Source organism: Shewanella sp. ECSMB14102, from assembly GCF_000813075.1.
Lineage (GTDB): Bacteria > Pseudomonadota > Gammaproteobacteria > Enterobacterales > Shewanellaceae > Shewanella > Shewanella indica.
On sequence record NZ_JWGX01000032.1, the window covers coordinates 41228 to 63608 of the forward strand.

Consider the following 22381-nt stretch of genomic DNA (forward strand, 5'->3'; position numbering starts at 1 on the left):
GCTTGCCAAATATATAGAGAGGCCTGGGTGACGAGTCAGGAAAGATGGGTTGGAGCCCATGTCAGCGCCCAAGGTGGTGTGGAAAATGCTCCGCTCAATGCCCACAAGATAGGGGCCAGTGCCTTTGCACTGTTTACCAAGAATCAACGACGCTGGCAGGCAGCAGCTTTAACCGAGCATTCCATCGCCGCCTTTCAGGAAAACTGCCAACAGTTGGGCTTCAGACCCGAGGCGATTCTGCCCCACGACAGCTATCTGATTAACCTGGGACATCCGGATCCCTTGCTGCTGGAAAAATCCCGCGACGCCTTTGTCGATGAGATGCTTCGCTGCAAACAATTGGGATTAACCTTGCTGAACTTTCATCCCGGCAGCCACTTGCGACAGATAAGTGAAAACCACTGTCTGCGTAACATCAGCGATTCAATCAACCTCGCATTGGCAGCTTGTGATGGCGTCTGTGCCGTCATCGAAAATACCGCAGGACAAGGCTCCAACCTGGGACACAGCTTTGAACAACTGGCGCAGATCATAGACGGGGTTGAGGATAAATCCCGAGTCGGCGTTTGCCTGGATACCGCCCATATGTTTGCCGCAGGTTACGACATTCGTACTCAGGAAAGCTGCCGGGAAAGCTTTGACGCCTTTGGCCGTATCGTGGGCTTTCAATACCTCAAGGGCATGCACCTCAACGACAGCAAGACGGGACTCGGCAGCCGGGTCGACCGCCACGACTCCTTGGGCATGGGCGAAATAGGCAAAACCGCTTTCGAGTATATTCTCGGCCACCCCGCCACCAAGGGGATCCCCTTGGTATTGGAAACCATACGCCCGGAGATCTGGCCCGAAGAAATTGCCTGGCTGAAAAGCCTTAGCCGCTGACCCCAAGCCAGCGCCAAAGGGCTGCAACACATGGCGTGCTTAGCCTTATGTTTGTCCCTGGCTGATTTCTTTCAAGGCCTTGAGCGCCGCATCGTAATCTGGATGGTGAGACACATCCTTCACCAACTCACGGTACTTGAGCTGGCCATTGGCATCTATGATAAATATCGCTCTGGCCAGCAAGCCTCGGTTAGGGATCAGCAGACCATATTTATTACCAAAGTCGCGCCAGACTGAGTCTGACAATACCTTGATTTTATCGATATTCTCCACCTTGCAGAAACGTTTTTGGGCAAAGGGTAAGTCTTCACTGACGGTCAACATGACCACTGAATCATCAAACTTGCTGAACTCTTTATTGAACCTCTTGGTCTGCAGGGCACAGACGCCGGTATCCAGACTGGGAACTGCACTGATAAGTACTGTCTTACCCTTGAAGTCACTTAAAGTCACCGGGGAAAACTTGTCATCCACCACCTTAAACCCTGGAGCAAGCTGGTTAAGCTCGGGCAATTTGCCCATCAGAGTGACACTCTGGCCCCCCATTCTGACCTCGGCGGCCACTTTCCCTTCTGCCGCCATAGTCGTGGCACTTGCCAAGGTCAATGCACACACAACACTCCACTTTGTCAGTTGCAACATAGTTTTCTCTCTCGCTCCAGCTTTAAATTCACCCTGGCTAATATAGCGCATTATCCGGACACAGGTACAAAAAGACCGGCATCTGCCGGTCTTCTTCTAAGAGCTTATTTGGATGGCAGCTCTTTGACATGCAGATCCATCTGAGGATATGGAATACCAATACCGTTTTCGTCCAGAGACTGTTTAATCTGCTCCATCAGTTCGAAGTAGACACCCCAGTAATCAGCAGACTTCACCCAAGGGCGAACCACGTAATTAACCGAAGAGTCAGCTAGTGTGTGCAGACCCACTGTATAGCCAGGCTCTTTCAGCACTTTCTCGTGATTATCGAGAATGCTTGTCAGTATTTGCTTGGTATGACGGATATCAGCATCGTAAGAAACCCCGATCACCAGATCGATACGGCGCTTGTCCATGGCAGAGTAGTTGGTAATGCTACCGTTCATGATAGTGGAGTTAGGCACTATGATGACCTTGTTATCCGGCGTTTTCAGACGGGTAGAGAAGATGGTGATTTCATCTACAGTACCGGCAACACCTGCGGCTTCAACATAGTCACCCACACGGCAAGGGCGGAACAGTACCATCAAGACACCGGCGGCGAAGTTGGACAGTGAGCCCTGCAGTGCCAAGCCCACGGCCAAACCGGCAGCACCGAGAACCGCAACCAGAGAGGCTGTCTGAATACCTAGCTGCCCCAAGGTAGCGATAACGGTAAATACAAACACCACAGCCCAAGCCATATTGGCAACAAAGGAAACCACTGTCTGATCTATCTTGCGCTTGCCCAACATTTTGGCCGTGACTTTCTTGGCCACATTGGACAAATACTTACCGACAAAGAAAATGACAATGGCAAGCAGTATCTTGATGCCATAGGCCGCGATTAACTCGGGCGCTTGTTTGAACAGCCCTTCGAGATTTTCCATTAAAATACTCCCTTAAAAACCTTATTTAACTTACTTTTTTAAATCGACCACAAACTCAACCCTGCGGTTAAGGCTGCGACCCGAGACACTGGTATTATCGGCGGCAGGCTGCTTGCTACCATATCCGTGAGTACTGAATTGCGCCCCCGGAAAACCATAATCCTCAATCAGCACCATTTTGACACTTTCGGCCCTGGCTTCGGACAAAGGTTGATTTATGGCATCTGAACCGCTGATGTCGGCATGTCCTTCAATATGCAAGTTTACCTTATATTGATGAAGAAATGCTTTCATTCTGGCAAGTTGCGGCCACTGAGCCAGGGGGATCTGCGCCGAACCCAAGTCGAAATACAGCCTTACTGGATTGGCTGTACCGCAATTTTGGGGATAGACGTCACCTGATGTTGTAGGTAAACAGATATCTGTCAGGGAGGGGGCTTTGTCCAAGACACAACCATTGGCGCTCACGGGTGCCTGTGCCGGGGTATCGGGACAGGCATCTTTTGCATCAGGGACACCGTCACCGTCAGAATCTTCCCAGGCAAATACAACGCTGCTCAGCAACAGCAGAGGGATCCCCCCTGCCAAGCCCAAATAACGATTCACCCAGGCCTCCCTAACTATCAATCCTTCAACTGTATAGATGAGTTTCAGGCAGAACACAATTCACCGCCGGTTCACTTTGCTTTAGTGCGCCAAGTCACAAGTCATCGGCTAACACATTGTATAATCGTCTTTAATTTTAGCCAAGATAAACCAGTATCTGCGGTAGTAAGTTGCTACAGCAGCTGAAATCTTCTGCATATAGTTACCTTTTTATAAAACACCTTGATGGGCCGATAGACTTGAGCCACAAGCAGTAATAGAGCCCGTTAAACAAAAGGTTGTAGCAAAAGAAGCTCCCAGAATACCGGCTTCGATAAAAAAAGCGTTGAACAAACTGGTTTCCAGCGCCAAGGCAATAGCGGGAACCGTCACCCAAATGAGTCGGCCTTCCCCCCTAGGGTATGCAATAACCTGAGTCCAATACCACGCGCATCACGGTTATTGCCGTAAAACCGCTTAAACCCCGGGTTGTACAAGTAGTTCCACTCAATGGCATAAGACTTAAGAAAACACTCACGCCTGCCACTGTGTCCACAGAACTGCCCTTGGACCAAGAGGCAATGAGTAAGGGGGGGAATTGCTGGCCGTAAAACTGGATTTTGAACTAGACGGCTGGCAGGCCAATGTGTATGTACTCCAGTCATCGGTCAGCCAGATATCCAGAGTCAATGTCAGAATGCGGCAACTGCTGCGCGAACGGCTTAAAAAACAATAAAGCGGCTTTGCGCCGCTTTATTCCGATACTGGATTTCCTAAATGGACCTAGTGGAACTCAGAGGTTATTTTTCCACCTTGGGCGGGAAGTTGCTCATTACACTGGCTACCGCCTCGTTAACCTTGGCAATTCGCTTTTGCGGAGTATCGCTGTCGCGAATGGTGTCAGCCACCGAGCCACGCCAGATGAGCTTGCCGGACTTGGCGTCGACCAGATCCACAATCAAGGTACCAACTTCATATTCGCGTACTGTGGTTTGGGTCTGCATATTGCCACCCCAGCCCCAACCTGGCCCCCAATATGGATTGTAGCCATAGTTGGTGTTGAAAGTGTCGACATTGATTTTCTTGTCTACCTTGGTCAGATAGTTAACCAGAATATCGGCGTTTTCCTTGGTAGCAATCTGCAAGCCCTTTTGTGCCAACTGCCGATCCAAGGCATCACGTACTCGCTGATCCATCAACCCATCCAGATGATAGCTGGTGTCTTCGGATTGCTTTTCCACCCAGGCATAACTCTTGTACTGGCTGAAGTTCACACCCGGGTCATAATCCCAGCCAGTATTCAGTGTACTGCAAGCACTTAACATCAGTGCCATTGCGGCTGTTATCAGATACTTCATCGAAATTTCCTCGTTTACCCAGGCCTGGAAATGGCCACAAAAACCCATGAAATCAGCTTACATTTCAATCTTCTGCTCTACAACTGAATTTAACAAAATTTAGTTTACCGATTCAGCTTGACTTCAGCATGACACTTAATGATAATGATTATCATGTAGATTAACACTTGGGTGACTCATGCTTTGGTATCTCGCATTCTTTATTATTGCCAGTGGCGTTTTGTTGACTCGAAACTCTCTGCTGCAACAAACCCAGCAACTAGCCGGAATAGGCAGCATCAATCAAGCCAGGCGTTTGCTTATCCTGCCGCTGCTCATTCTCGGTTGGCTCGGTGCCAGATTGGTCGAGCAACAGATTTCACCTTTTGATCTGGCCGCTTTCGGCTTCGTGCTGACGACACTGACACTACTACTGCCCAAACTTAGAATGCTGATGCTGCCCTGCGCCTTTTTATCTGTGATGGCAGTGCTGGGCGGAATACTACTTTCCTGACACCTTCTTGTGATTGCCGGCGTCCAAGCCGGTTGCTGATCTTGTTCCCTGCGCAATTTCAGTTTTTTACCAGCCACCTTAACGGTGGCTTTTTTTTGATTTCAGCGGCTTGGAGCAAGCCATTGGGCGCTTAGACTAAATCTGCTAGACTGCGCCCATAAACCATAGATCAGCATCGACAATGAAAACAGATCCTAATGTCAGTTTGGTATACAGTACCGACAAAGGCCGTATCAGCCAGTCCAAGGAAGAACCCGCCATCCCGGCATCCGATGGTATAGTGCGGATCCATAAAGACAGCAAGGGCCGCAAAGGCAAAGGTGTTTCAGTGATCAAAGGGCTGGGACTGGATGCCAAGGCGCTGAAAGAACTGGCGCAAAAACTCAAGAAGCAATGCGGTTGCGGTGGCACGGTAAAAGCGTTCGACATCGAGATTCAAACCGACAATCGAGAGCAACTCCAGGGCCTGCTGGAGAAGCTGGGCTACAAGGTGAAGCTGGCCGGCGGCTGACAGGCAACAAGTACCAGGAGCAGTATGATGGACAGTTTGCAAAATCATTTTCTTATCGCCATGCCTTCGCTCGATGATACCTTCTTCGAGCGTTCACTCATCTATGTGTGCGAGCATGACAACAAGGGTGCCATGGGACTCATGGTCAACCGCCCCATAGGTATTGAAGTTGACGAGTTGCTGCTGCAGATGGAGTTGGCAGAAGAGGTATCCCTCAAGCCATCAGTAGACAACAGTGTACTGGTGGGCGGCCCGGTCAACCCGGAGCGGGGCTTTGTACTGCACAGCAGTCAACCCTATTGGGCCAACAGCACTGCCATCAATGACGAGATAATGCTGACCAGTTCACGGGATATTCTGACCTCCCTTGGCACCTCAAAGGCGCCGGAGCATTTTCTGGTGGCACTGGGATACGCGGGTTGGAGCCGCCACCAGCTGGAGCAAGAACTGGCGGAAAACAGCTGGCTGACCATTCCCGCCACACCCGAGATACTGTTCAATACTCCCCATGAGCATCGTTGGCTCAAGGCCACCCAATCACTGGGATTCGATATCTGGCAAATGTCCAGCCAGATGGGACACGCTTGATTACAGAGGCAAAATGACTGCAAAAACCGTACTGGGCTTCGATTTCGGCACCAAGAGCATAGGCATAGCCATAGGTCAGCAGTTGACCGGCAGTGCCAGCCCACTGACATCCATCAAGGCAGTGGATGGTATTCCCGATTGGCAGCAGATAGCGGCTTTAATCGAAGAATGGCAGCCGGATCTGGTGGTGGTGGGGCTGCCACTCAATATGGATGGCACGGAGCAGGAGATGACCCAGAGAGCCCGTAAGTTTGCCAACCGTATTGCCGGGCGTTTCGGTGTCAAGGTGGCCACTCAGGATGAGCGCCTGACCACGGCCGATGCCAAGGCCAGATTATTTGAACTCGGTGGCTTCAAGGCGCTGACCAAGGGCCAGATCGATGCCGTCTCTGCTGTGCTGATCATCGAAAGCTATTTCGAGAACCAGTACTGAAATCTCAGGCGGCTTAAAGACTCCCGGAGAATTTAAGCCGCAGCTGGCCCAATCTTATTTCTGCTTCCCCAGGAATGAGTCTCATCTGTTCGGCCCCAGACCCTGCCCCAAAGCTATCAGGACCTTTTGCCGGCCAACTGTCTGAGCCCCTGCAACAAAGCCTCCATATCCTCACCATCGGTATAGATATGCGGCGAAAAGCGAAAGCCGAACCTTGGGCGCAAGTCCGTCTTGATCCCCACTCGATTGAACACTTGCTGCGCCGCCTGCCTATCGGCGAAATCGACTACCACAGTGCCACTGCGCTCACCGCTGATATTGGGCGTCACCACCTTGAGTTCATGACTCAAGGCACAATCCAGGATCCCCTGCCCCAGGCGCTGATTGTGTTGATAGATTTGACTATCGCCGAAAGCGCGCAGCTGCTGCAGTGACGCCGCCGCCAGCATGTAAGGCAATACGGAAGGCGTGCCCCCCCAAAACCTTTTTGCTCCCTTGGCGTAGCGAAAATCATGGATATCAAACTCAAACGGCGCCTCATGGGAGAACCATCCCAGATCCACAGGCTCCAGCGTCTGGGCCAACCTATCGCTGAGCCATAAAAAGGCAGCCCCCGGGCCAGCACAACACCATTTAACGCAGGAACCCAAGACAGCATCAGCCTGCCACTGCCCCAAATCTATCGGTATGACTCCAAGAGACTGGGCAATGTCCACCACAGTCATTACTCCTAAGCTTCGGGCCAGAGCGCAAATTTCACTCACGGACTGCAACTGACCGGTTTCGGAAATGGCATGGGTAATAAAGGCCAGCGCCACATCCTCTCCCAAGGCCTGTTGCCACTGACTCAAAGACACCAGCCCTGCTTGCGGCTCAAGTAGCTGCAGGCGGTAGCCCTTCTTCTCGGCCTGTTGCAATACAAACCCCATGGAGGGGAAATCCAGTTCGGTGGCCAAGATCCGCTGACCGGGCTTGGCATTCGGCAGGGCGCCGACCAGCTTGGATAAAGCCGAAGAGAGATTCAGCTGCGGGCAAAAGCCACTGGCGGGAACTCGGGTCAAAGCCGCAAGTTGCTGCAAAAACTGCTCAACCCCCTCGAGCCACACAGGCCAGGCGTCACCGCCTTGATGCTTCCAGGCGCCGAGAAACTCGCCGGCCGCAGCTTCGCAATCTTTTGGCATGGCGCCCACAGAATGGGACAAAAAATAGTGCCCTTCGGGCAGATGAAAACGCGATTTCAACGACATTCCAGGCTCCTCAGTCGGCAATCGAGTCGCGTTTGACACCGTAAACACCGCCCCAGATATCTGTCATCTGACCACGAATTTGCCATAGTTTAGGGAAAAACTGCATCTTCATACCTGAGTTGAGGATTTCGGTGCTGCGCCCCTTCAGCGACATGCTGTCTATGCCTATGCTTCTGTGAATGAGTTTGATGTGGTGGTAACGGAAGTGCTGAAACAGCTGGTCGTACTCTATCATGGCCTCGGCCACCATATAGCTTTCATCATGATGGTATTCACTGTTGTATATCTGCTCGACCGTCAGCCCCTTTTGCTCAAGATAGACTCGCTCAAAGGTGAGCCACAGCGGCTTATAAAGCTGCAACAAGGTTCTGAATCCCGGTGATTCCTGACCGCTGCCGTTGCCCAGCTGCAGCCGAATTGCCTGATAATCCTTGATGGACATGGTATCAAGAATACTCAGTTGCTCGATAAGAAACCCCATCGCCTTATGTACCCGGGCAAACAGGGTCAACACCTTAAAGGTCTCCCCTGCGGCCATACGCTCATCAATCTCCAGCAGGGTGTAACAGATGAGCTTCATCCACAACTCCTCCGACTGATGCACTATTTGAAACTGCAGCTCATCGGCGTTACACAGCTGCTCATAGGGCTTCTGACAGCTGAGCAATTTGGGAGTATTGAGGTACTTTTCATAATCCAGTCGACCCTCTCCGGCCATGCTGGCATATATCTGCTCGCGATCCATGATGCCTTATCCTTATTCTTCTATTGTTAACCATAAATTAACATTCAACTTGCCAAGCTAAGGCATAGCGTGGCAGGCAACAAGGGCAGCGAAGCGATCCGCAAAGAAAGGTAGTGTCAAATATTGTTGGCAGGGCTGCCGGATTGCAGCCCTGAATAGGGGGGAAGAGCGCTTACAGATAGGGACGAACCAGCTCCGCCATCATCTCTATATGGCTCGGTCTGTCGTTGAGCGCCGCTATATAGCGGAATGACTTACCACCGGCCTGCTCGAAGAACTCACGGTTCTGCCCGGCAATCTCCTCCAGAGTTTCCAGGCAGTCGGCGCTGAATGCCGGACAGGCAACGGCCACATCTGTGATCCCCTGCTTTGGCAGAGCCATCATGGTTTCATCCGTGTAAGGGCCCAGCCATTTGGCCTTGCCGAAACGGGACTGGAAGCTGCTGATCACATCATCCTCTGCCAGCCCAAGACGCTCGGCCAACAATCTTGAGGTCTTGATACAAAAGCAGTAGTAAGGGTCGCCCAGCTTGAGATTCCGCTCCGGCATACCATGATACGACAGCACCAATTTCTGCGGTTTGCCGTGTTGGGCAAAGTCTGCTTCGATGGACTCGGCCAGCGCCCCGATAAACAGCGGATTATCGTGGTAGGTATGAATAAAATGCAGCGACGGCAGGTAACGCCATTGAGTCAACTCTTTGGCTATGGCATCAAATGCAGAGCCCGTAGTAGGGCCGGCATATTGAGGATAGAGCGGCAGCACAACCAGTTTATCAACCCCTTGGTTGTGCAGGCGTTTGAGCACATCGCCCACCGCCGGGTTACCGTAACGCATTGCCAAGGCAACTTCGGCTTCAACACCTTCGGCCTTGAGCTTTTCTGCCAAGGCCCGGGTCTGGCGCTCACTGATATCCATCAGTGGCGAGCCCTTATCAGTCCACACCTCACGGTAAAGGGCCGCCGATTTGGCCGGCCTGACCCTGAGAATAATGCCGTGGAGAATAAGCTTCCACAGCGCCTTGGGGATCTCCACCACCCTGGGATCGGAGAGAAATTCGGCCAGATAACGCCGCACCGCCGCGGGTGTCGGTGCGTCCGGCGTCCCCAGATTCAACAGCAATATCCCGGTTTTACCACGCCCGGCGTGGCCCTTGTCTTTATCAAGACCGATAAACTTAGCCAAAATCACCTCAGATAGAAAACGAATAAGTCAGATATTAAAGCACAGATTCAATCGCTTTGATCAATTCATCGCTATCGGGTTTGACTCTGGAGTTAAAGCTCTGCACCTGTTTACCGTCGCCACTGACCAGGTACTTGTAGAAGTTCCACTTGGGCGCCCCGGCCTGTTGCCCCAGATAAGCAAATACCGGATTCACATCGCTGCCGCGAACCGCAGAGGTGGCCACCATGGTGAAGGTCACGCCATAGTTGATGTAACACACCTTGGCGGTATCTTTCTCTTGGTTTTCTTCCTGGAAGAAGTCATCGGATGGGAAACCTATCACCACCAGCCCACGCTCGCGGTAGTCCTTATGCAGGGCTTCAAGCGCCTTGAATTGAGGCGTGAAACCACAGTTGCTGGCGGTATTGACCAGAAGCACAGGTTTACCTTGGGTGAGTTCACACAGGTCGACAGACTCTTGGGAATGGAGCTTTCTCAACTTGATATTGAGGTAATCGGGGCACTGACCGGCAACAGCCACCGTGGGCGCCAAAACCCATGCTGTAAAAGCCAAACCAGTCAAAGCCAGTCCCTTCAATGTCGGCACGGTTAAATTCAATCTTGCCAGGGGCTTGAATGTCTTCAGCATAACACCTCCATTTGTTTGATCTCTTGTTTGCACTCTACAGCAGTTTAGCTTCAGCTGTTAAAAATAGAAGCCGACATTGATATTCAGCCTCGAATGCCAGCTGCTGTCACCTTCGGCAATACCTATGCCCGGGCCGTTGACAAACCACATGTTTTTACCGGCAATCCAGTCGACATAAGAGTAAAACTTACCGGCACTGATGGCGCACCCAGTGACATTTTGCACCGAGTCATCCAACCCGGTACCAGAGGCAAATACCTGGCTGTAGTCGTTGTAACAGTTGAGCTGAGTAATAGGGCCCCAATCAACATCTATGCTGCGCGACAAATTAAATGTAACCACATCGGCCTCGGCCGCTATCTCAAACGGATAGGCAAAAGCCGACAGCGCCAGACGCTCGCCGGGCATGTCATAGTCATAATGCAGATACTGCACCTGAGTCTGCCAGGCATGCCAATCCATTTGCCAATGGGCGGCTACCGCCAGACCATCAGTGTCTTCACCGGCAACAGCGCCAGCCATGGGCTTGTAGTCCAAACGGCTGTATTGCACAGAGGCACCCAGTTTATGGGCAAACTCGCCATACTTCAGGCTGCGCTCTAGCCTGGCGTTAAACTGCCCGGCTTCTTCATAGGGAGCATTTTCTGTGGTAGCAACATCGAAGGAATAACGCTTGAAGCGACTGCCGTCGCCATATTCATCATTGGCAAACCAGGCGAGATCGTAACGCCAACCGTCCTTGCTGTAGTGCCAGTGAATACCGGCATCATAGTCATCCTCAAAGCCGAGATAATAAGTCGCACCAAACCAGAAGGAATGAGCTGCATAGGGCAGCAAACCGAAAGGCACCTGGGTGACCCCGAGGCGAATGTCCGAATTTTCTGAAAAACGATAGCCAAAGAAGGCATGCTGGATCACATCCTGATCCTGATACCAACGATACTGAGCCGATGCAAACAGTTCTCCATTGTCGTATTTGACATCGGCACGAAACAGCTCGAACTCTAACTTGGCATCGTCATCATAGTCTTTCCAGCCATAGTTGACTCGTACCGCCCCGCCGATATCCAGCTCGTCGGAAACCGGCACGGCCGCGGCCGGCAGAGTGAAACAACCGGCCAGCGCCAGACCCAAAGCTGAAAATAAAGTGGTTTGCCGCAATTGCATTCCCCTTCCATCCTTTTCACAAAACAGGCGCAACACAATAACAAAAACACAGTTGTTTTTCGAACAATCCACTCAATATCAACACAAAGGGCGTCAGAGTGACGCCCTTTCATCCAAGTAGAGTAGTTAAAATCCTACTGAAAACTGTATCAACCTATTAATCCATATCCAGGGTGACCCCCTCCATGAAACCTGAATTACCTGTGTCGTTGCTGTGGAGTTTAATCATCAGTCGCAGGTCGTTCGGCGAGTCGGCATGATGCAGTGCATCGGCGTAACTGATCTCCCCTTCACAGTAGAGCTTGAACAGCGCCTGATCGAAGGTTTGCATCCCCTGCTCGTTGGACTTGGCCATGGTCTCTTTAAGTACGTGCAGCTCGTTCTTTTGAATAAGACTGGCCACCCTGGGGGTGTTGATCAGCACTTCAATGGCTGCGCGACGACCACTGCCGTCCACCTTGGGCACCAACTGCTGGGCCACAATACCGCGCAAGTTAAGCGACAGGTCAAACAAGAGCTGTTGGTGCTTACTCTCAGGCACCAGGTGCATGATGCGATCCAGCGCCTGGTTGGCGTTATTGGCGTGCAGGGTTGCCATACACAAGTGGCCGGTTTCGGCGAACGACAGGGCAAACTCCATGGTTTCCTGGGTACGGATCTCACCGATAAGGATAACGTCAGGCGCCTGGCGCAATGAGCTCTTGAGCGCCGCATCAAACGACTCGGTATCTATCCCCACTTCCCGCTGGGTGATAATGCTCTTGCCGTGTTGGTGAACAAATTCCACCGGATCTTCGATAGTAAGTATGTGTCCCCTGGCATTGGCATTACGGTAACCGATAAGTGCCGCCAGTGAGGTGGACTTACCCGTACCTGTTCCCCCTACCATAATCACCAACCCACGCTTGCTCATCACCAAGTCTTTGAGGATGGGCGGCAGATACAGCTGCTCCACAGTAGGGATCTTGGTTTCGATGCGCCGCATCACGCAGCCCGCCGACTCCCGTTGCCAGAAGGCACTGACCCGGAAACGCCCCAGCTCCTTGGCGCCCACGGCAAAGTTACATTCACGGGTCTCGTGAAACTCTTTTTTCTGCTCCGGCGTCATCAAAGATTCGACAAACTCCAGCGACTGCGCCGGGGTAAAGGCGTTTTCCGCCAAGGGTCTGAGTTCACCGTCCACCTTGGCACTGGGAGGAAAGGCGGCGGTAATAAAGAGATCCGAGGCCTTGCGCTCCACCATAGCCTTGAGAAAAGGTCTGACGTCCATGGGGACTCCTTAGAAATTCGCTTGTTTGTTGGAACTCTTGGCCATGGCATCCTCCCGACTGATCAAGCCACGATTCACCAGGTTCTGCAGGCTCTGCTCCAAGGTTTGCATGCCATGAGCCATACCGGTTTGGATAGCAGAATACATCTGTGCCACCTTGTCCTCACGGATAAGGTTTCGGATAGCCGGGGTACCCATCATGATCTCATGGGCCGCCACCCGGCCGCCGCCAACCTTCTTGATTAGGGTCTGGGAGATAACCGCCTGCAACGACTCAGACAACATGGTACGCACCATGTCCTTCTCGCCTGCGGGGAATACGTCAACCACACGGTCAATGGTCTTGGCCGCCGAGGTGGTGTGCAAAGTACCGAACACCAAGTGGCCGGTTTCTGCTGCTGTCATCGCCAGGCGTATGGTTTCCAAATCCCGCATCTCACCGACCAGAATGACATCCGGGTCTTCACGCAGAGCGCTTCTGAGGGCGGCGTTAAAACTGTGGGTATGGCGGTGCACTTCCCGCTGGTTGATAAGGCATTGCTTGTTTTGGTGCACAAATTCGATAGGGTCTTCAATGGTGAGAATATGATCGTGGCGGTTCTCATTGACGTAATCTATCATCGCCGCCAGGGTGGTACTCTTACCCGAACCTGTGGGGCCGGTTACCAGCACCAGGCCGCGAGGATATGAAGCGATTTTCTTGAAGATTTCCGGCGCGCCCAGTTGTTCCAAAGTCAAAATATCGCTGGGAATAGTACGAAAAACCGCGGCGGCGCCGCGGGACTGATTGAAGGCATTGACACGAAAACGCGCAAGATTGGGAACTTCAAAGGAAAAGTCGATTTCCAGAAACTCTTCATAATCCTTACGCTGCTTGTCATTCATTATGTCGTAGACAAGTCTGTGAACCCCTTGGTGATCAAGCGCAGGGACATTAATCTTTCTGACCTCACCGTCGACGCGTATCATGGGAGGCACACCGGCCGATAAGTGCAGATCCGAAGCGTTATGCTTTACACTAAAGGCCAATAATTCAGTGATTTCCATAGTTTGGGATATCCGTTCAACCAAAAAGTTTACATCATGACAACAATAGCAGACAGACTGGCACTAGCCCAGCGCAGGATAGCTCAAGCGGCGCAAATTTCGTCCCGAAATGCAAGCGAGATCAAGCTGCTGGCTGTCAGCAAGACCAAACCGGTCGCCGACATTGAACAAGCTTATGCCGCCGGGCAACGTTGCTTTGGCGAAAACTATGTCCAGGAGGGGCAACAGAAAGCCATGGAATTGGCACAGCGCTGTCCCGATATAGAATGGCACTTTATCGGCCCGCTGCAATCCAATAAATCAAGAATTGTCGCCGAGCACTTCCATTGGATGCACACCCTGGAGCGGGAAAAGATCGCCCGCCGCCTGTCGGAGCAGCGCCCTGAAGGCATGCAACCACTGGAAATCTGCATTCAAATCAATGTTTCGGGTGAGAGTTCCAAAGCAGGAATAGCAACACAGAGCGAAATGTTTGAGCTGGCGAGCCTGGTGGACTCATTGCCCAACCTCAAACTCAGGGGACTGATGACAATTCCCAGTGCCGGTGAAGGCCCAAGGCTTGAGGCGGAGCTGTCGCACATGCAGCAACTGTTTGCCGAACTGAAGCTCAAGTTTCCACAGGTGGATACCCTGTCCATGGGTATGAGTCAGGATCTTGAACTCGCCATCGCCAAGGGCTCTACTATGGTCAGAGTCGGCAGCGCTATTTTCGGCGAGCGTAACTACGGCCGATAAACCAGCCAATAAGATCTGAGATTGGCCGCTGAGACCTTGTTTTTGATAGTATTGGCCCAAATACTAATATCTCCCGCACGGTCAAAGCCGATGCGGGATACACTCCAATCACAAGTGACAGGGGACAGCATGGCTCAAAAGAAAATCTGTTTTATCGGCGCCGGCAATATGAGCCGCAGTATCATCAGCGGGCTGGTGGGCAGCGGTTATCCGGCTGAATTGATCCAAGCCAGCAACCCAAGCACAGCTAAACTCGATGCCCTCAAGCGCGATTTCGGCATCCTCACCACCACAGACAACCAAGCCGCCTGTGACTGGGCCGATATCATAGTGCTGTCGGTCAAACCGCAACTGATGCAGCAGGTGTGTGAGCAACTGGCAACACTGCCGCTGGCCGACAAGCTGTTTATTACCATAGCGGCAGGGATCCCGGCCGCCAGATACAATGACTACTTCGGCCAACAGATTAAGCTTATCCGCACTATGCCCAACACCCCAACCCAACTTGGCTGTGGCATGACAGGCCTTTATGCCGCAAGTGGGGTTGAGCAGGCGGATAAAGATCTTTGTCAGCAGATTATGGCCAGTGGCGGCGAGACCCTGTGGGTAGACAAAGAAGCGGATCTCAATTTGGTGATCGCCTTGGCGGGTAGCTCTCCAGCCTATTTTTTCCTGTTTATGGAAGGCATGATGGATGCGGCCAAAGAGCTGGGGCTGGATGAATCCAAGGCCAGGTTACTGGTGCAGCAGGCGGCGCTGGGTGCCTCACAGATGGTGATTCAAAATCCTCAGCTGAGCGCCGGCCAACTGCGGCAGAATGTCACCTCCAAGGGCGGTACCACCCATGAAGCAGTGGAAACCTTCCAACGGGGTGATCTCAAGGGACTGATCAAGCAAGCAATGAACAACTGTATTGCCAGGGCTGAAGCCATGGCCAAAGAATTCTAAACGACCCAAGGGCGAAACTTTTCATGAATGACGCATTGATTTACCTGATTACAGTCGTATTCGACCTCTATTTTATGGTAGTCATACTGAGGATCTGGCTGCAGCTGGTGCGGGCAGATTTTTATAACCCCTTCAGCCAGTTTATCGTCAAGGCCACCCACCCCATTGTAGCGCCCATGCGGCGGATACTGCCCTCCATAGGCAGTCTGGATACGGCCTCTGTGGTGCTGGCACTGCTGGTGGTGGTGGTCAAAATACTCTTGCTGACCCTGATGGCGGGCCAGGAGTTCAACCTGGTTGCCACCTTGATGTTTGCGCTGGTGTCCTTGTTTAAAAAGGCTGGGGTATTGCTGTTCTGGATCCTGATCATCCGCGCCATCCTCAGTTGGGTCAGCCAGGGCCGCAATCCGATTGAGTATGTGATGATGCAGTTGACCGAGCCACTGCTGGCGCCCATTCGCCGCTTCCTGCCGCCCATGGGCGGGCTGGACTTGTCGCTGCTGGTGCTGATGGTGTTGATGAATTTCATTAACATACTGCTGGCCAAGACAATTCCTTTCTGGGCCATTGCCTGATGAAAGCTGTTAGCTGGGAGCAGCAGGACCTGTTGCTCAATCTCTATATCCAGCCCAAGGCCAGCCGGGATCAACTGGTTGGCCTGCATGGTGAAGAGTTCAAGGTGGCCATTACCGCGCCACCTGTGGACGGCAAAGCCAACGCCCACCTGACCAAGTATCTGTCCAAGGCCTTCAAGGTGCCCAAGGGGCAGATAGCCATAGTCAAGGGAGAGCTGGGCCGCCATAAGCAGGTGCGTATTGAAGCGCCCAAGATATTACCCGCAGAAATCGAGGCCTTACTCTGATGCCATGGCAGCAGACAAGGGACTATAATCAATTCAACACACTTAACCTCAGGTAAAGCATTATGTTGCGCAAATTTTTGACCCTGCTTTTGTGCCTCGGCTCTCTGGCCGGTGTCGCTCAGGCCGAACAGAAGCAGGCCGTCGGCCATTTCGATATCCACTATATGGCGCTGGGCAGCACCTTTTTGACCCCATCCATCGCCAAGAACTATGGCATAGAACGCAGCCGTTATACGGGTATCATCAATATCGCCGTACTGGATACCAGTGAAGAGGGCAATCCGGCAGTACCGGTCGAGATATCCGGCCTGGCCAACAATCTTATCGATGCCAGAATGCAGTTGAAGTTCCGTGAAATTCGCGAGGGTGATGCCATCTACTATATTGCCGAGGTGCCCTATCGCGACGATCAGGAGATTAACTTTCAAATCCTGATCAAACACGGCAACGAGCTCAACACCACTCTGACCTTCAAACAGAAATTCTACGTCGATTGAGCGGTACATTCCGTCAATAGAGCGCCGCCGAATAAGCGGCGTTTTTTTATGGCCGCCCCGAGTGGCTATTGACCGCCGGCTTAAAGAAGCGACATCGGCCATTCGGGCTCACACCAGATTGGCCTAGACCAATGTCGATTGCTACCGATAAACCTTCCACTGCTCTACTTGTTTTCGCGCCTTTTCATTGTCGCTGAGTGAGTAAACTCTTTTGCAAAATGGTACTATTGTCGGCATTGCGAAATAAGGAAAACCCAAGATGAAACAGATAGTGCTTGCCAGTGGCAACAAGGGAAAACTCAAAGAATTCGCCGAGATGTTCAGCGCCTTCAATATTGAGGTGTTGCCACAAAACCAATTCGACGTGCCTGAAGTGGCAGAAACCGGCACCACTTTTGTTGAAAATGCCATTATCAAGGCGCGCCATGCCGCCGAAATCACCGGCTTGCCCGCTATCGCCGATGACTCTGGCCTCGAAGTTGATGCGCTGGACGGCGCTCCCGGCATCTATTCCGCCCGTTACAGTGGCACCAACGCCTCGGATGAAGGTAACTACAACAAGCTGCTTGGCGCCATAGAGGCAACGCCAGCCCCCCGTACCGCCCGTTTCCAGTGCGTGCTTGTGTATATGCGTCATGCCAAGGATCCGACTCCCATCATCTGCCAGGCCGCTTGGGAAGGTGAAATAGGTTTTGAACCCAAGGGCAACAACGGCCATGGTTATGATCCCGTATTCATTCCCTGTGGTTACCAGCAAACTGCCGCCGAGCTCAGCAGTGATGAAAAGAACCACCTCAGCCACAGAGGCAAGGCGCTGAAATTGCTGCTTGAAGCCTTCAAACAACAGGGGATCCTCGGCTGATGCTGACGCTGCCACCGCTAAGTCTCTATATTCATATTCCCTGGTGTGTGCAGAAATGCCCTTACTGTGATTTCAACTCTCACGGAAAACAGGGTGAGCTGCCGCAGCAGGAATATGTCGATGCCCTGCTTGGCGATCTCGATACCGACCTGCACTATGTTCAAGGCCGGCAACTGCACAGCATCTTTATCGGTGGCGGCACCCCCTCCCTATTCGATGCTGCCCAGATAGGCAGGCTGCTGCAAGGCGTGAACCGGCGCATTGCCTTTGCCGATGACATAGAGATCACCATGGAGGCCAACCCAGGCACTCTGGAACATGATGACTTCAGCGCTTACCGCGCCGCAGGTGTCACTCGCCTCTCCATAGGTGTGCAAAGCTTTGCCAAAGACAAGCTCAACCTGCTGGGGCGAATTCACGGCAAGGATGAAGCAATCAACGCCGCCAAAGGCGTTGCCGCAGCCGGATACCAGAGCTTTAACCTGGATCTGATGCACGGTCTGCCGAACCAGAGCTTTGAAGAGGCTATGGCCGATATCGACACGGCGGCGGCGCTCAACCCTCCGCACCTGTCCTGGTATCAGCTCACCATAGAGCCCAACACCCTGTTTCATTCACGCCCGCCGCAGCTGCCGGACGATGAAGCACTTTGGCACATCTATGAACAGGGCCAGCAAAGACTTGCAGCCCTTGGCTACCAGCAGTATGAAATATCCGCCTATGCCAAACCCGGTTTTCAGTGCCGCCATAACCTCAACTATTGGGAATTCGGTGATTATCTGGGAATTGGTTGCGGCGCCCACGGCAAGCTGACGCTACCGGAGCAGGACCGCATAGTACGCACGGTAAAGATAAAACATCCAAAGGGTTATTTGGCCACAGAGGATTATCTATTTGAGGTAAGTGATGTACTGCCCAAAGACAGGGCGCTGGAGTACCTGATGAACAGGCTGCGACTGATGAGCCCCATCCCCTGGAGCGAATTTGAAGCGCGCACCGGCGTTGCGGCCAACACCCTGGATAAAGGCATGCAGCAGGCCGCCGAGCGCGGGCTGGTGGAGATCACTCCCGGCTACTGGAAGCTCACTAACAAGGGACATATGTTCGTCAACGATCTGCTGTCGCAGTTTTGTTAACTCCATCTCTTATTAGCCTCCTCTTGCTGCTGCCAAAGCGAAAGCAGCAAGAGGAAATATTTTCTAACATTTACGCCAATACTTAATTGCTCAACTTCATTAGGATTAACTTCTTTAGACGCAAATGAGCCATAGCAGTCGCGGTTTCTGTGCGTCTTTCCTGACTCGGGCCATCGTCATCCGGCCTGCCATTGCCAAGCAAAAAGGAAGTTGTCCATGCCTATAACCATAAGAAAAAGTCTGTTGACGCTGGCCCTTGGCGCCGTTTTAAGCAGCAGTTATCCCCTTCTCGCCCAAGCCTCCGTCTCCGGGCAGAGTAACCAAGCATCAAACCTGGCTCCTGAGGTCATCAAGGCCGAATCCGCCAAAGCCAACGCCCTGTTTGAAGCCATCTTCAACGAGGATGTCGCCGCCAGCCCGGTGCGGCAGACCTTTCTTGGTATCAAGACAGATTACGGCAAATGGGACTCACTGGGCGATGCGGCCGATGATGCCGCGCTTGCTCGCGCCAAGCAGCAGCTTGAGCGCCTGTCACAACTGGATCCGACAAAGTTGGACTCACAGAGTAAGTTGAGCCTGGAGCTGTTAACCGCCAAACTGCAACGCCAGATCCGCGATGATAAGTTCCGCCACTACAACTACCCGGTCAACCAGATGTACGGCATTCACTCGCTGGTACCTTCATTGTTGATAAACCAACACTCGATAGCCAACGAAGCCGATGCCCGCGCCTATATCAGCCGTATAGCCGGGGTTCCTGAGCTGTTTGAGCAGCTGATCACCGCCCTCGAGGTTCGCGCCGAGGAAGGCATAATCGCCCCCAAGTTCGTATTCCCCCACGTACTTTCAGACAGCCGCAATATTATTCATGGCGCGCCGTTTGATGGTGAGCCGGACAGCGCTATCTGGGCCGACTTCAAGGGCAAGTTGGCAAAACTCAAGCTGGATGAAGACACCCAAGATAAACTGCTGGATCAAGCCGCCATCGCCCTCAAAGAACAATTGAGGCCAGCCTACCAAAAGCTGATTGCCTATCTCGAAACCCTGGAAAAACGGGCCGACAGCAGAGATGGAGTCTGGAAATTCCCGAGCGGCAGCGCCTTCTATAACAATGCCCTGGCCAATACCACCACCACAGAGATGAGCGCCGATACTATTCATCAATTAGGGCTGGACGAGGTCGCCAGGATCCACGGCGAAATGCGCGCCATCATGGACAAAGTTGGCTTCAAGGGCGATCTCAAAGCCTTCTTCGAGTTTATGCGCCAGAATGAGGGCTTCTACTTCCCGGACAATGACGCCGGCCGCCGGGCCTACCTGAGAGAGGCCATCGCCCTTATCGATAACATGAACTCGCGCCTGGATGAAGTATTCAAGGTAAAGCCCAAAGCGCCGTTGATAGTCAAACAGGTGGAAGCCTTCAGGGAGAAGTCTGCCGGCAAGGCTTTCTACAACCAGCCCTCGGCCGATGGCAGTCGCCCGGGAACTTACTATGCCAACCTCTATGACATAATGGCTATGCCCAAATACCAAATGGAGGCACTGGCCTACCATGAAGGGATCCCCGGGCATCACATGCAGATAGCCATAGCCCAGGAACTGGAAGGACTTCCCAGCTTTCGTCGCTTCGGCTCTTACACGGCTTATATCGAGGGCTGGGGCCTTTACAGTGAGTACTTCCCCAAGGAGATGGGGCTTTACAGCGATCCCTACTCAGACTTTGGCAGATTAGCGATGGAGCTATGGCGCTCCTGCCGTTTGGTGGTAGATACCGGGATCCATGCCAAGAAATGGACTCGAGAACAAGCCATAGCCTATTACATGGATAACACTCCCAATGCCGAATCTGACGCAGTAAAAATGGTTGAGCGGCACATAGTTATGCCCTCGCAGGCAACCGCTTACAAGGTGGGGATGAACAAGATACTTGCGCTTAGAGCCTACGCCAAGGAGGCGCTGGGTGAGCGTTTCGACATTCGCGCCTTCCACACTCTGGTCTTGAAAAACGGCCCCTTGCCGCTGAATGTACTGGAACAGGAAGTAAAAGACTGGGTAACCGCGCAAAGCCAGGCTTGAAACTGAATCAACTGCCGCTCCCGTGAGCGGCTTTTTATGCGCTTGATTCCGTCCTGAAAACAGACATAAAAATACCCCGGCCACCTGGGCCGGGGTAAACCAAAATCAGGATGATGGTTTTAAGGCCGACATTGTTTTAGTTCGAAAACCTGGGTCGGCATTGATAAGGGCTTAACACTCTGTGTTGAACCAAGCAGTCTACAGCAGGAGGGGTCAGTCCCGCGGCACACCCGTATGTTGGTTCCACCCGAATCAACTGCAACCATTGTATTGATTTCAGAACAGACTGCAACTGGGTTATTAAAAATCTTTAAAGCCCATCAAATAATAAAGCGGTTGAATAAACCAATAAAACCCTAACATCCATATGATATATAAACAAAAAACACCCAAGCGGAACTTGAGTGTTTTTCATTGTTCTATTATAAGAACGATATTTCTTTATTTTTCCTGGCGTTGGGCAAACAGATCTGCATATTTTTTGTCCCAATAAGGTGGCGTACCTATATGATCCTTGATGAACTCGATAAAGGCACTCACCTTGGGGGCCAAGTGTTTACGTCTTGGATAAACAGCCTGCAGCGGCAGATGATGAGTCAGTTGCCAATCGGGAAGCAGAGGAACCAGAGTACCTTTTTCTATTTCATCTTCCAGCAGATAACTGGCGAGATAAACCACCCCAAGCCCACTGACAGCGGCAGACTTAAGCGCCGGCGCATTGTCGACTCTGAAATTACCCGAAACCCCTATCTCACAGTAATCATCGCCCTTCTTGAATTGCCAAACGCTGTGCTCATGCCATTCACCGTGGTAAACCAAACAGTTGTGCTCCACCAGCTGCTCCGGACGGGCCGGCATACCGTGAGCTGCAACATACCCGGGGGATGCCACCAGCAGGAACTGACACTTCATCAGCGGGCGGGCCACCATTCCCAGAGGCAGTTGCTCTGACATGGTCAGCAGCAGATCCAGGCCTTCACTGACCACATCAACCTTATGGTCCAACAGGCTCACCTGCAGCTCGAGATCCGGATGACGGGTCATAAACTCGGGCAGTGCCGGAATAATATGCATGGTGCCGAATGACTGGGAGATACCTACCTTGAGCACGCCTCGGGTGGCATCATTAAGGTTGTGCACACTGGCCACCGCCTGATCCGCATCCCGGAGCAGTTCTTCCCCTTGCACATACAGCAGATTACCGGCTTCGGTGAGGCTTAAGCTACGGGTCGTTCGCTGGATCAACTGGATCCCGAGTTTATGTTCAAGATCGGCAACCTGGGTACTGACCTTGGATTTGGATATTCCAAGCCTGCGCGCCGCTGCACTGAAGCTGCCGGCACGGGCGACATGAGTGAAAATAGCGATAGGTTCTAACAGTTCTAACATGAAAGTCGCCTTAAGCCGTTTACAACACTGGTAAAAGCTTTCCTGGAAAAGCGACGGGCCTCACCGTCAAGACCCCAAAATGGGGTGTGGGCTGCCGGGTTTTGGAAAGCGCACTGGGTAGAGTCACTGAGTCCTGACTTGGGTGTCAGTTTTATTATTTTT

Annotated in this window: 26 protein-coding genes; 14 read left to right on the top strand and 12 right to left on the bottom strand. The window is 52.3% G+C overall.

All coding sequences use genetic code 11. The features are described from left to right. Positions 1-27: 27 nt before the first annotated feature. Positions 28-882: a deoxyribonuclease IV gene (gene nfo, locus RC73_RS12180; RefSeq protein ID WP_039034896.1), complete on the top strand. Its 855-nt coding sequence runs from the start codon at positions 28-30 to the stop codon at positions 880-882. Positions 883-927: 45 nt separating this feature from the next. Here nfo and tpx read toward each other — a convergent pair whose 3' ends face one another. From tpx to RC73_RS12195, 3 genes are all read right to left on the bottom strand, one after another. Then, a complete protein-coding gene (gene tpx / locus RC73_RS12185) occupies positions 928-1464 on the bottom strand; it encodes a thiol peroxidase (RefSeq protein WP_229800086.1) in 537 nt (178 codons plus the stop codon). A gap of 164 nt (positions 1465-1628) precedes the next feature. After that, the gene (locus RC73_RS12190; RefSeq protein ID WP_025009451.1) at positions 1629-2453 is read right to left on the bottom strand and encodes a mechanosensitive ion channel family protein; all 825 of its coding nucleotides are present in this window, start codon (positions 2451-2453) and stop codon (positions 1629-1631) included. A gap of 30 nt (positions 2454-2483) precedes the next feature. Next, positions 2484-3059 carry an OmpA family protein gene (locus RC73_RS12195; protein ID WP_052248171.1) on the bottom strand — a complete coding sequence of 192 codons (576 nt, stop codon included), beginning with the start codon at positions 3057-3059 and terminating at the stop codon, positions 2484-2486. Between the two features lie 577 nt (positions 3060-3636). Between RC73_RS12195 and RC73_RS20760 the strand changes: the two genes are divergently transcribed. Then, a complete protein-coding gene (locus RC73_RS20760; protein ID WP_157822968.1) occupies positions 3637-3774 on the top strand; it encodes a hypothetical protein in 138 nt (45 codons plus the stop codon). 64 nt (positions 3775-3838) lie between these two features. Here RC73_RS20760 and RC73_RS12200 read toward each other — a convergent pair whose 3' ends face one another. Next, positions 3839-4396: a DUF4136 domain-containing protein gene (locus RC73_RS12200; RefSeq protein WP_025009455.1), complete on the bottom strand. Its 558-nt coding sequence runs from the start codon at positions 4394-4396 to the stop codon at positions 3839-3841. 178 nt (positions 4397-4574) lie between these two features. Here RC73_RS12200 and RC73_RS19900 point away from each other — a divergent pair, with 178 nt between their 5' ends. The 4 genes from RC73_RS19900 to ruvX all read left to right on the top strand — a co-directional run bounded on the left by RC73_RS19900 (position 4575) and on the right by ruvX (position 6421). Continuing rightward, on the top strand, positions 4575-4889 hold the full coding sequence (locus RC73_RS19900; protein WP_052248172.1) for a hypothetical protein: 315 nt from the start codon (positions 4575-4577) through the stop codon (positions 4887-4889). A gap of 181 nt (positions 4890-5070) precedes the next feature. Further along, positions 5071-5400, top strand: coding sequence for a stress response translation initiation inhibitor YciH (gene yciH, locus RC73_RS12210; protein WP_039034898.1), 330 nt, complete (start codon positions 5071-5073; stop codon positions 5398-5400). Between the two features lie 27 nt (positions 5401-5427). Further along, positions 5428-5988 (top strand): YqgE/AlgH family protein, encoded by a 561-nt coding sequence (locus RC73_RS12215; protein ID WP_039034899.1) that lies wholly within the window; start codon positions 5428-5430, stop codon positions 5986-5988. Between the two features lie 13 nt (positions 5989-6001). Next, a complete protein-coding gene (gene ruvX / locus RC73_RS12220) occupies positions 6002-6421 on the top strand; it encodes a Holliday junction resolvase RuvX (RefSeq protein ID WP_025009458.1) in 420 nt (139 codons plus the stop codon). A 116-nt stretch (positions 6422-6537) separates the two neighbouring features. Here the strand turns inward: ruvX and RC73_RS12225 are convergent, their stop codons facing one another. From RC73_RS12225 to RC73_RS12255, 7 genes are all read right to left on the bottom strand, one after another. Beyond that, positions 6538-7668 (bottom strand): aminotransferase class V-fold PLP-dependent enzyme, encoded by a 1131-nt coding sequence (locus tag RC73_RS12225; protein WP_039034900.1) that lies wholly within the window; start codon positions 7666-7668, stop codon positions 6538-6540. Positions 7669-7678: 10 nt separating this feature from the next. Continuing rightward, positions 7679-8413, bottom strand: coding sequence for a tryptophan 2,3-dioxygenase family protein (locus RC73_RS12230; RefSeq protein ID WP_039034901.1), 735 nt, complete (start codon positions 8411-8413; stop codon positions 7679-7681). 172 nt (positions 8414-8585) lie between these two features. After that, a complete protein-coding gene (gene hemH, locus RC73_RS12235) occupies positions 8586-9599 on the bottom strand; it encodes a ferrochelatase (protein ID WP_039034902.1) in 1014 nt (337 codons plus the stop codon). 34 nt (positions 9600-9633) lie between these two features. Then, positions 9634-10230, bottom strand: a complete 597-nt coding sequence (locus RC73_RS12240) for a glutathione peroxidase (RefSeq protein WP_082014316.1) — start codon at positions 10228-10230, stop codon at positions 9634-9636. Positions 10231-10287: 57 nt separating this feature from the next. Next, a complete protein-coding gene (locus tag RC73_RS12245) occupies positions 10288-11397 on the bottom strand; it encodes a hypothetical protein (protein ID WP_039034903.1) in 1110 nt (369 codons plus the stop codon). Between the two features lie 157 nt (positions 11398-11554). Continuing rightward, complete coding sequence (locus RC73_RS12250; RefSeq protein ID WP_039034904.1) at positions 11555-12667, bottom strand: PilT/PilU family type 4a pilus ATPase; 1113 nt, start codon at positions 12665-12667, stop codon at positions 11555-11557. 9 nt (positions 12668-12676) lie between these two features. Continuing rightward, positions 12677-13714 (bottom strand): type IV pilus twitching motility protein PilT, encoded by a 1038-nt coding sequence (locus RC73_RS12255; protein ID WP_025009461.1) that lies wholly within the window; start codon positions 13712-13714, stop codon positions 12677-12679. Positions 13715-13750: 36 nt separating this feature from the next. Between RC73_RS12255 and RC73_RS12260 the strand changes: the two genes are divergently transcribed. The 8 genes from RC73_RS12260 (at position 13751) to RC73_RS12295 (ending at position 20830) form a co-directional block, all read left to right on the top strand. Continuing rightward, entirely contained in the window at positions 13751-14449 is a 699-nt protein-coding gene (locus tag RC73_RS12260; protein WP_039034905.1) for a YggS family pyridoxal phosphate-dependent enzyme, read from the top strand. A gap of 129 nt (positions 14450-14578) precedes the next feature. After that, a complete protein-coding gene (gene proC / locus RC73_RS12265; RefSeq protein WP_039034906.1) occupies positions 14579-15397 on the top strand; it encodes a pyrroline-5-carboxylate reductase in 819 nt (272 codons plus the stop codon). 23 nt (positions 15398-15420) lie between these two features. Next, positions 15421-15972 carry a YggT family protein gene (locus RC73_RS12270; protein ID WP_039034907.1) on the top strand — a complete coding sequence of 184 codons (552 nt, stop codon included), beginning with the start codon at positions 15421-15423 and terminating at the stop codon, positions 15970-15972. Further along, positions 15972-16259, top strand: a complete 288-nt coding sequence (yggU, locus tag RC73_RS12275; protein ID WP_037467122.1) for a DUF167 family protein YggU — start codon at positions 15972-15974, stop codon at positions 16257-16259. Before RC73_RS12270 ends, yggU begins: the two co-directional genes overlap by 1 nt. A 62-nt stretch (positions 16260-16321) precedes the next feature. After that, positions 16322-16756, top strand: coding sequence for a DUF4426 domain-containing protein (locus RC73_RS12280; RefSeq protein WP_039034908.1), 435 nt, complete (start codon positions 16322-16324; stop codon positions 16754-16756). A gap of 259 nt (positions 16757-17015) precedes the next feature. Then, positions 17016-17618: an RdgB/HAM1 family non-canonical purine NTP pyrophosphatase gene (gene rdgB, locus RC73_RS12285; protein WP_039034909.1), complete on the top strand. Its 603-nt coding sequence runs from the start codon at positions 17016-17018 to the stop codon at positions 17616-17618. Next, positions 17618-18754, top strand: a complete 1137-nt coding sequence (gene hemW, locus RC73_RS12290) for a radical SAM family heme chaperone HemW (protein WP_039034910.1) — start codon at positions 17618-17620, stop codon at positions 18752-18754. The genes rdgB and hemW overlap by 1 nt, the downstream gene beginning before the upstream one ends. Positions 18755-18970: 216 nt before the next feature. Beyond that, positions 18971-20830, top strand: coding sequence for a DUF885 domain-containing protein (locus tag RC73_RS12295; protein WP_039034911.1), 1860 nt, complete (start codon positions 18971-18973; stop codon positions 20828-20830). A gap of 441 nt (positions 20831-21271) precedes the next feature. Here the strand turns inward: RC73_RS12295 and RC73_RS12300 are convergent, their stop codons facing one another. Beyond that, positions 21272-22219: a LysR family transcriptional regulator gene (locus RC73_RS12300; RefSeq protein WP_039034912.1), complete on the bottom strand. Its 948-nt coding sequence runs from the start codon at positions 22217-22219 to the stop codon at positions 21272-21274. Between the last annotated feature and the right edge of the window lie 162 nt (positions 22220-22381).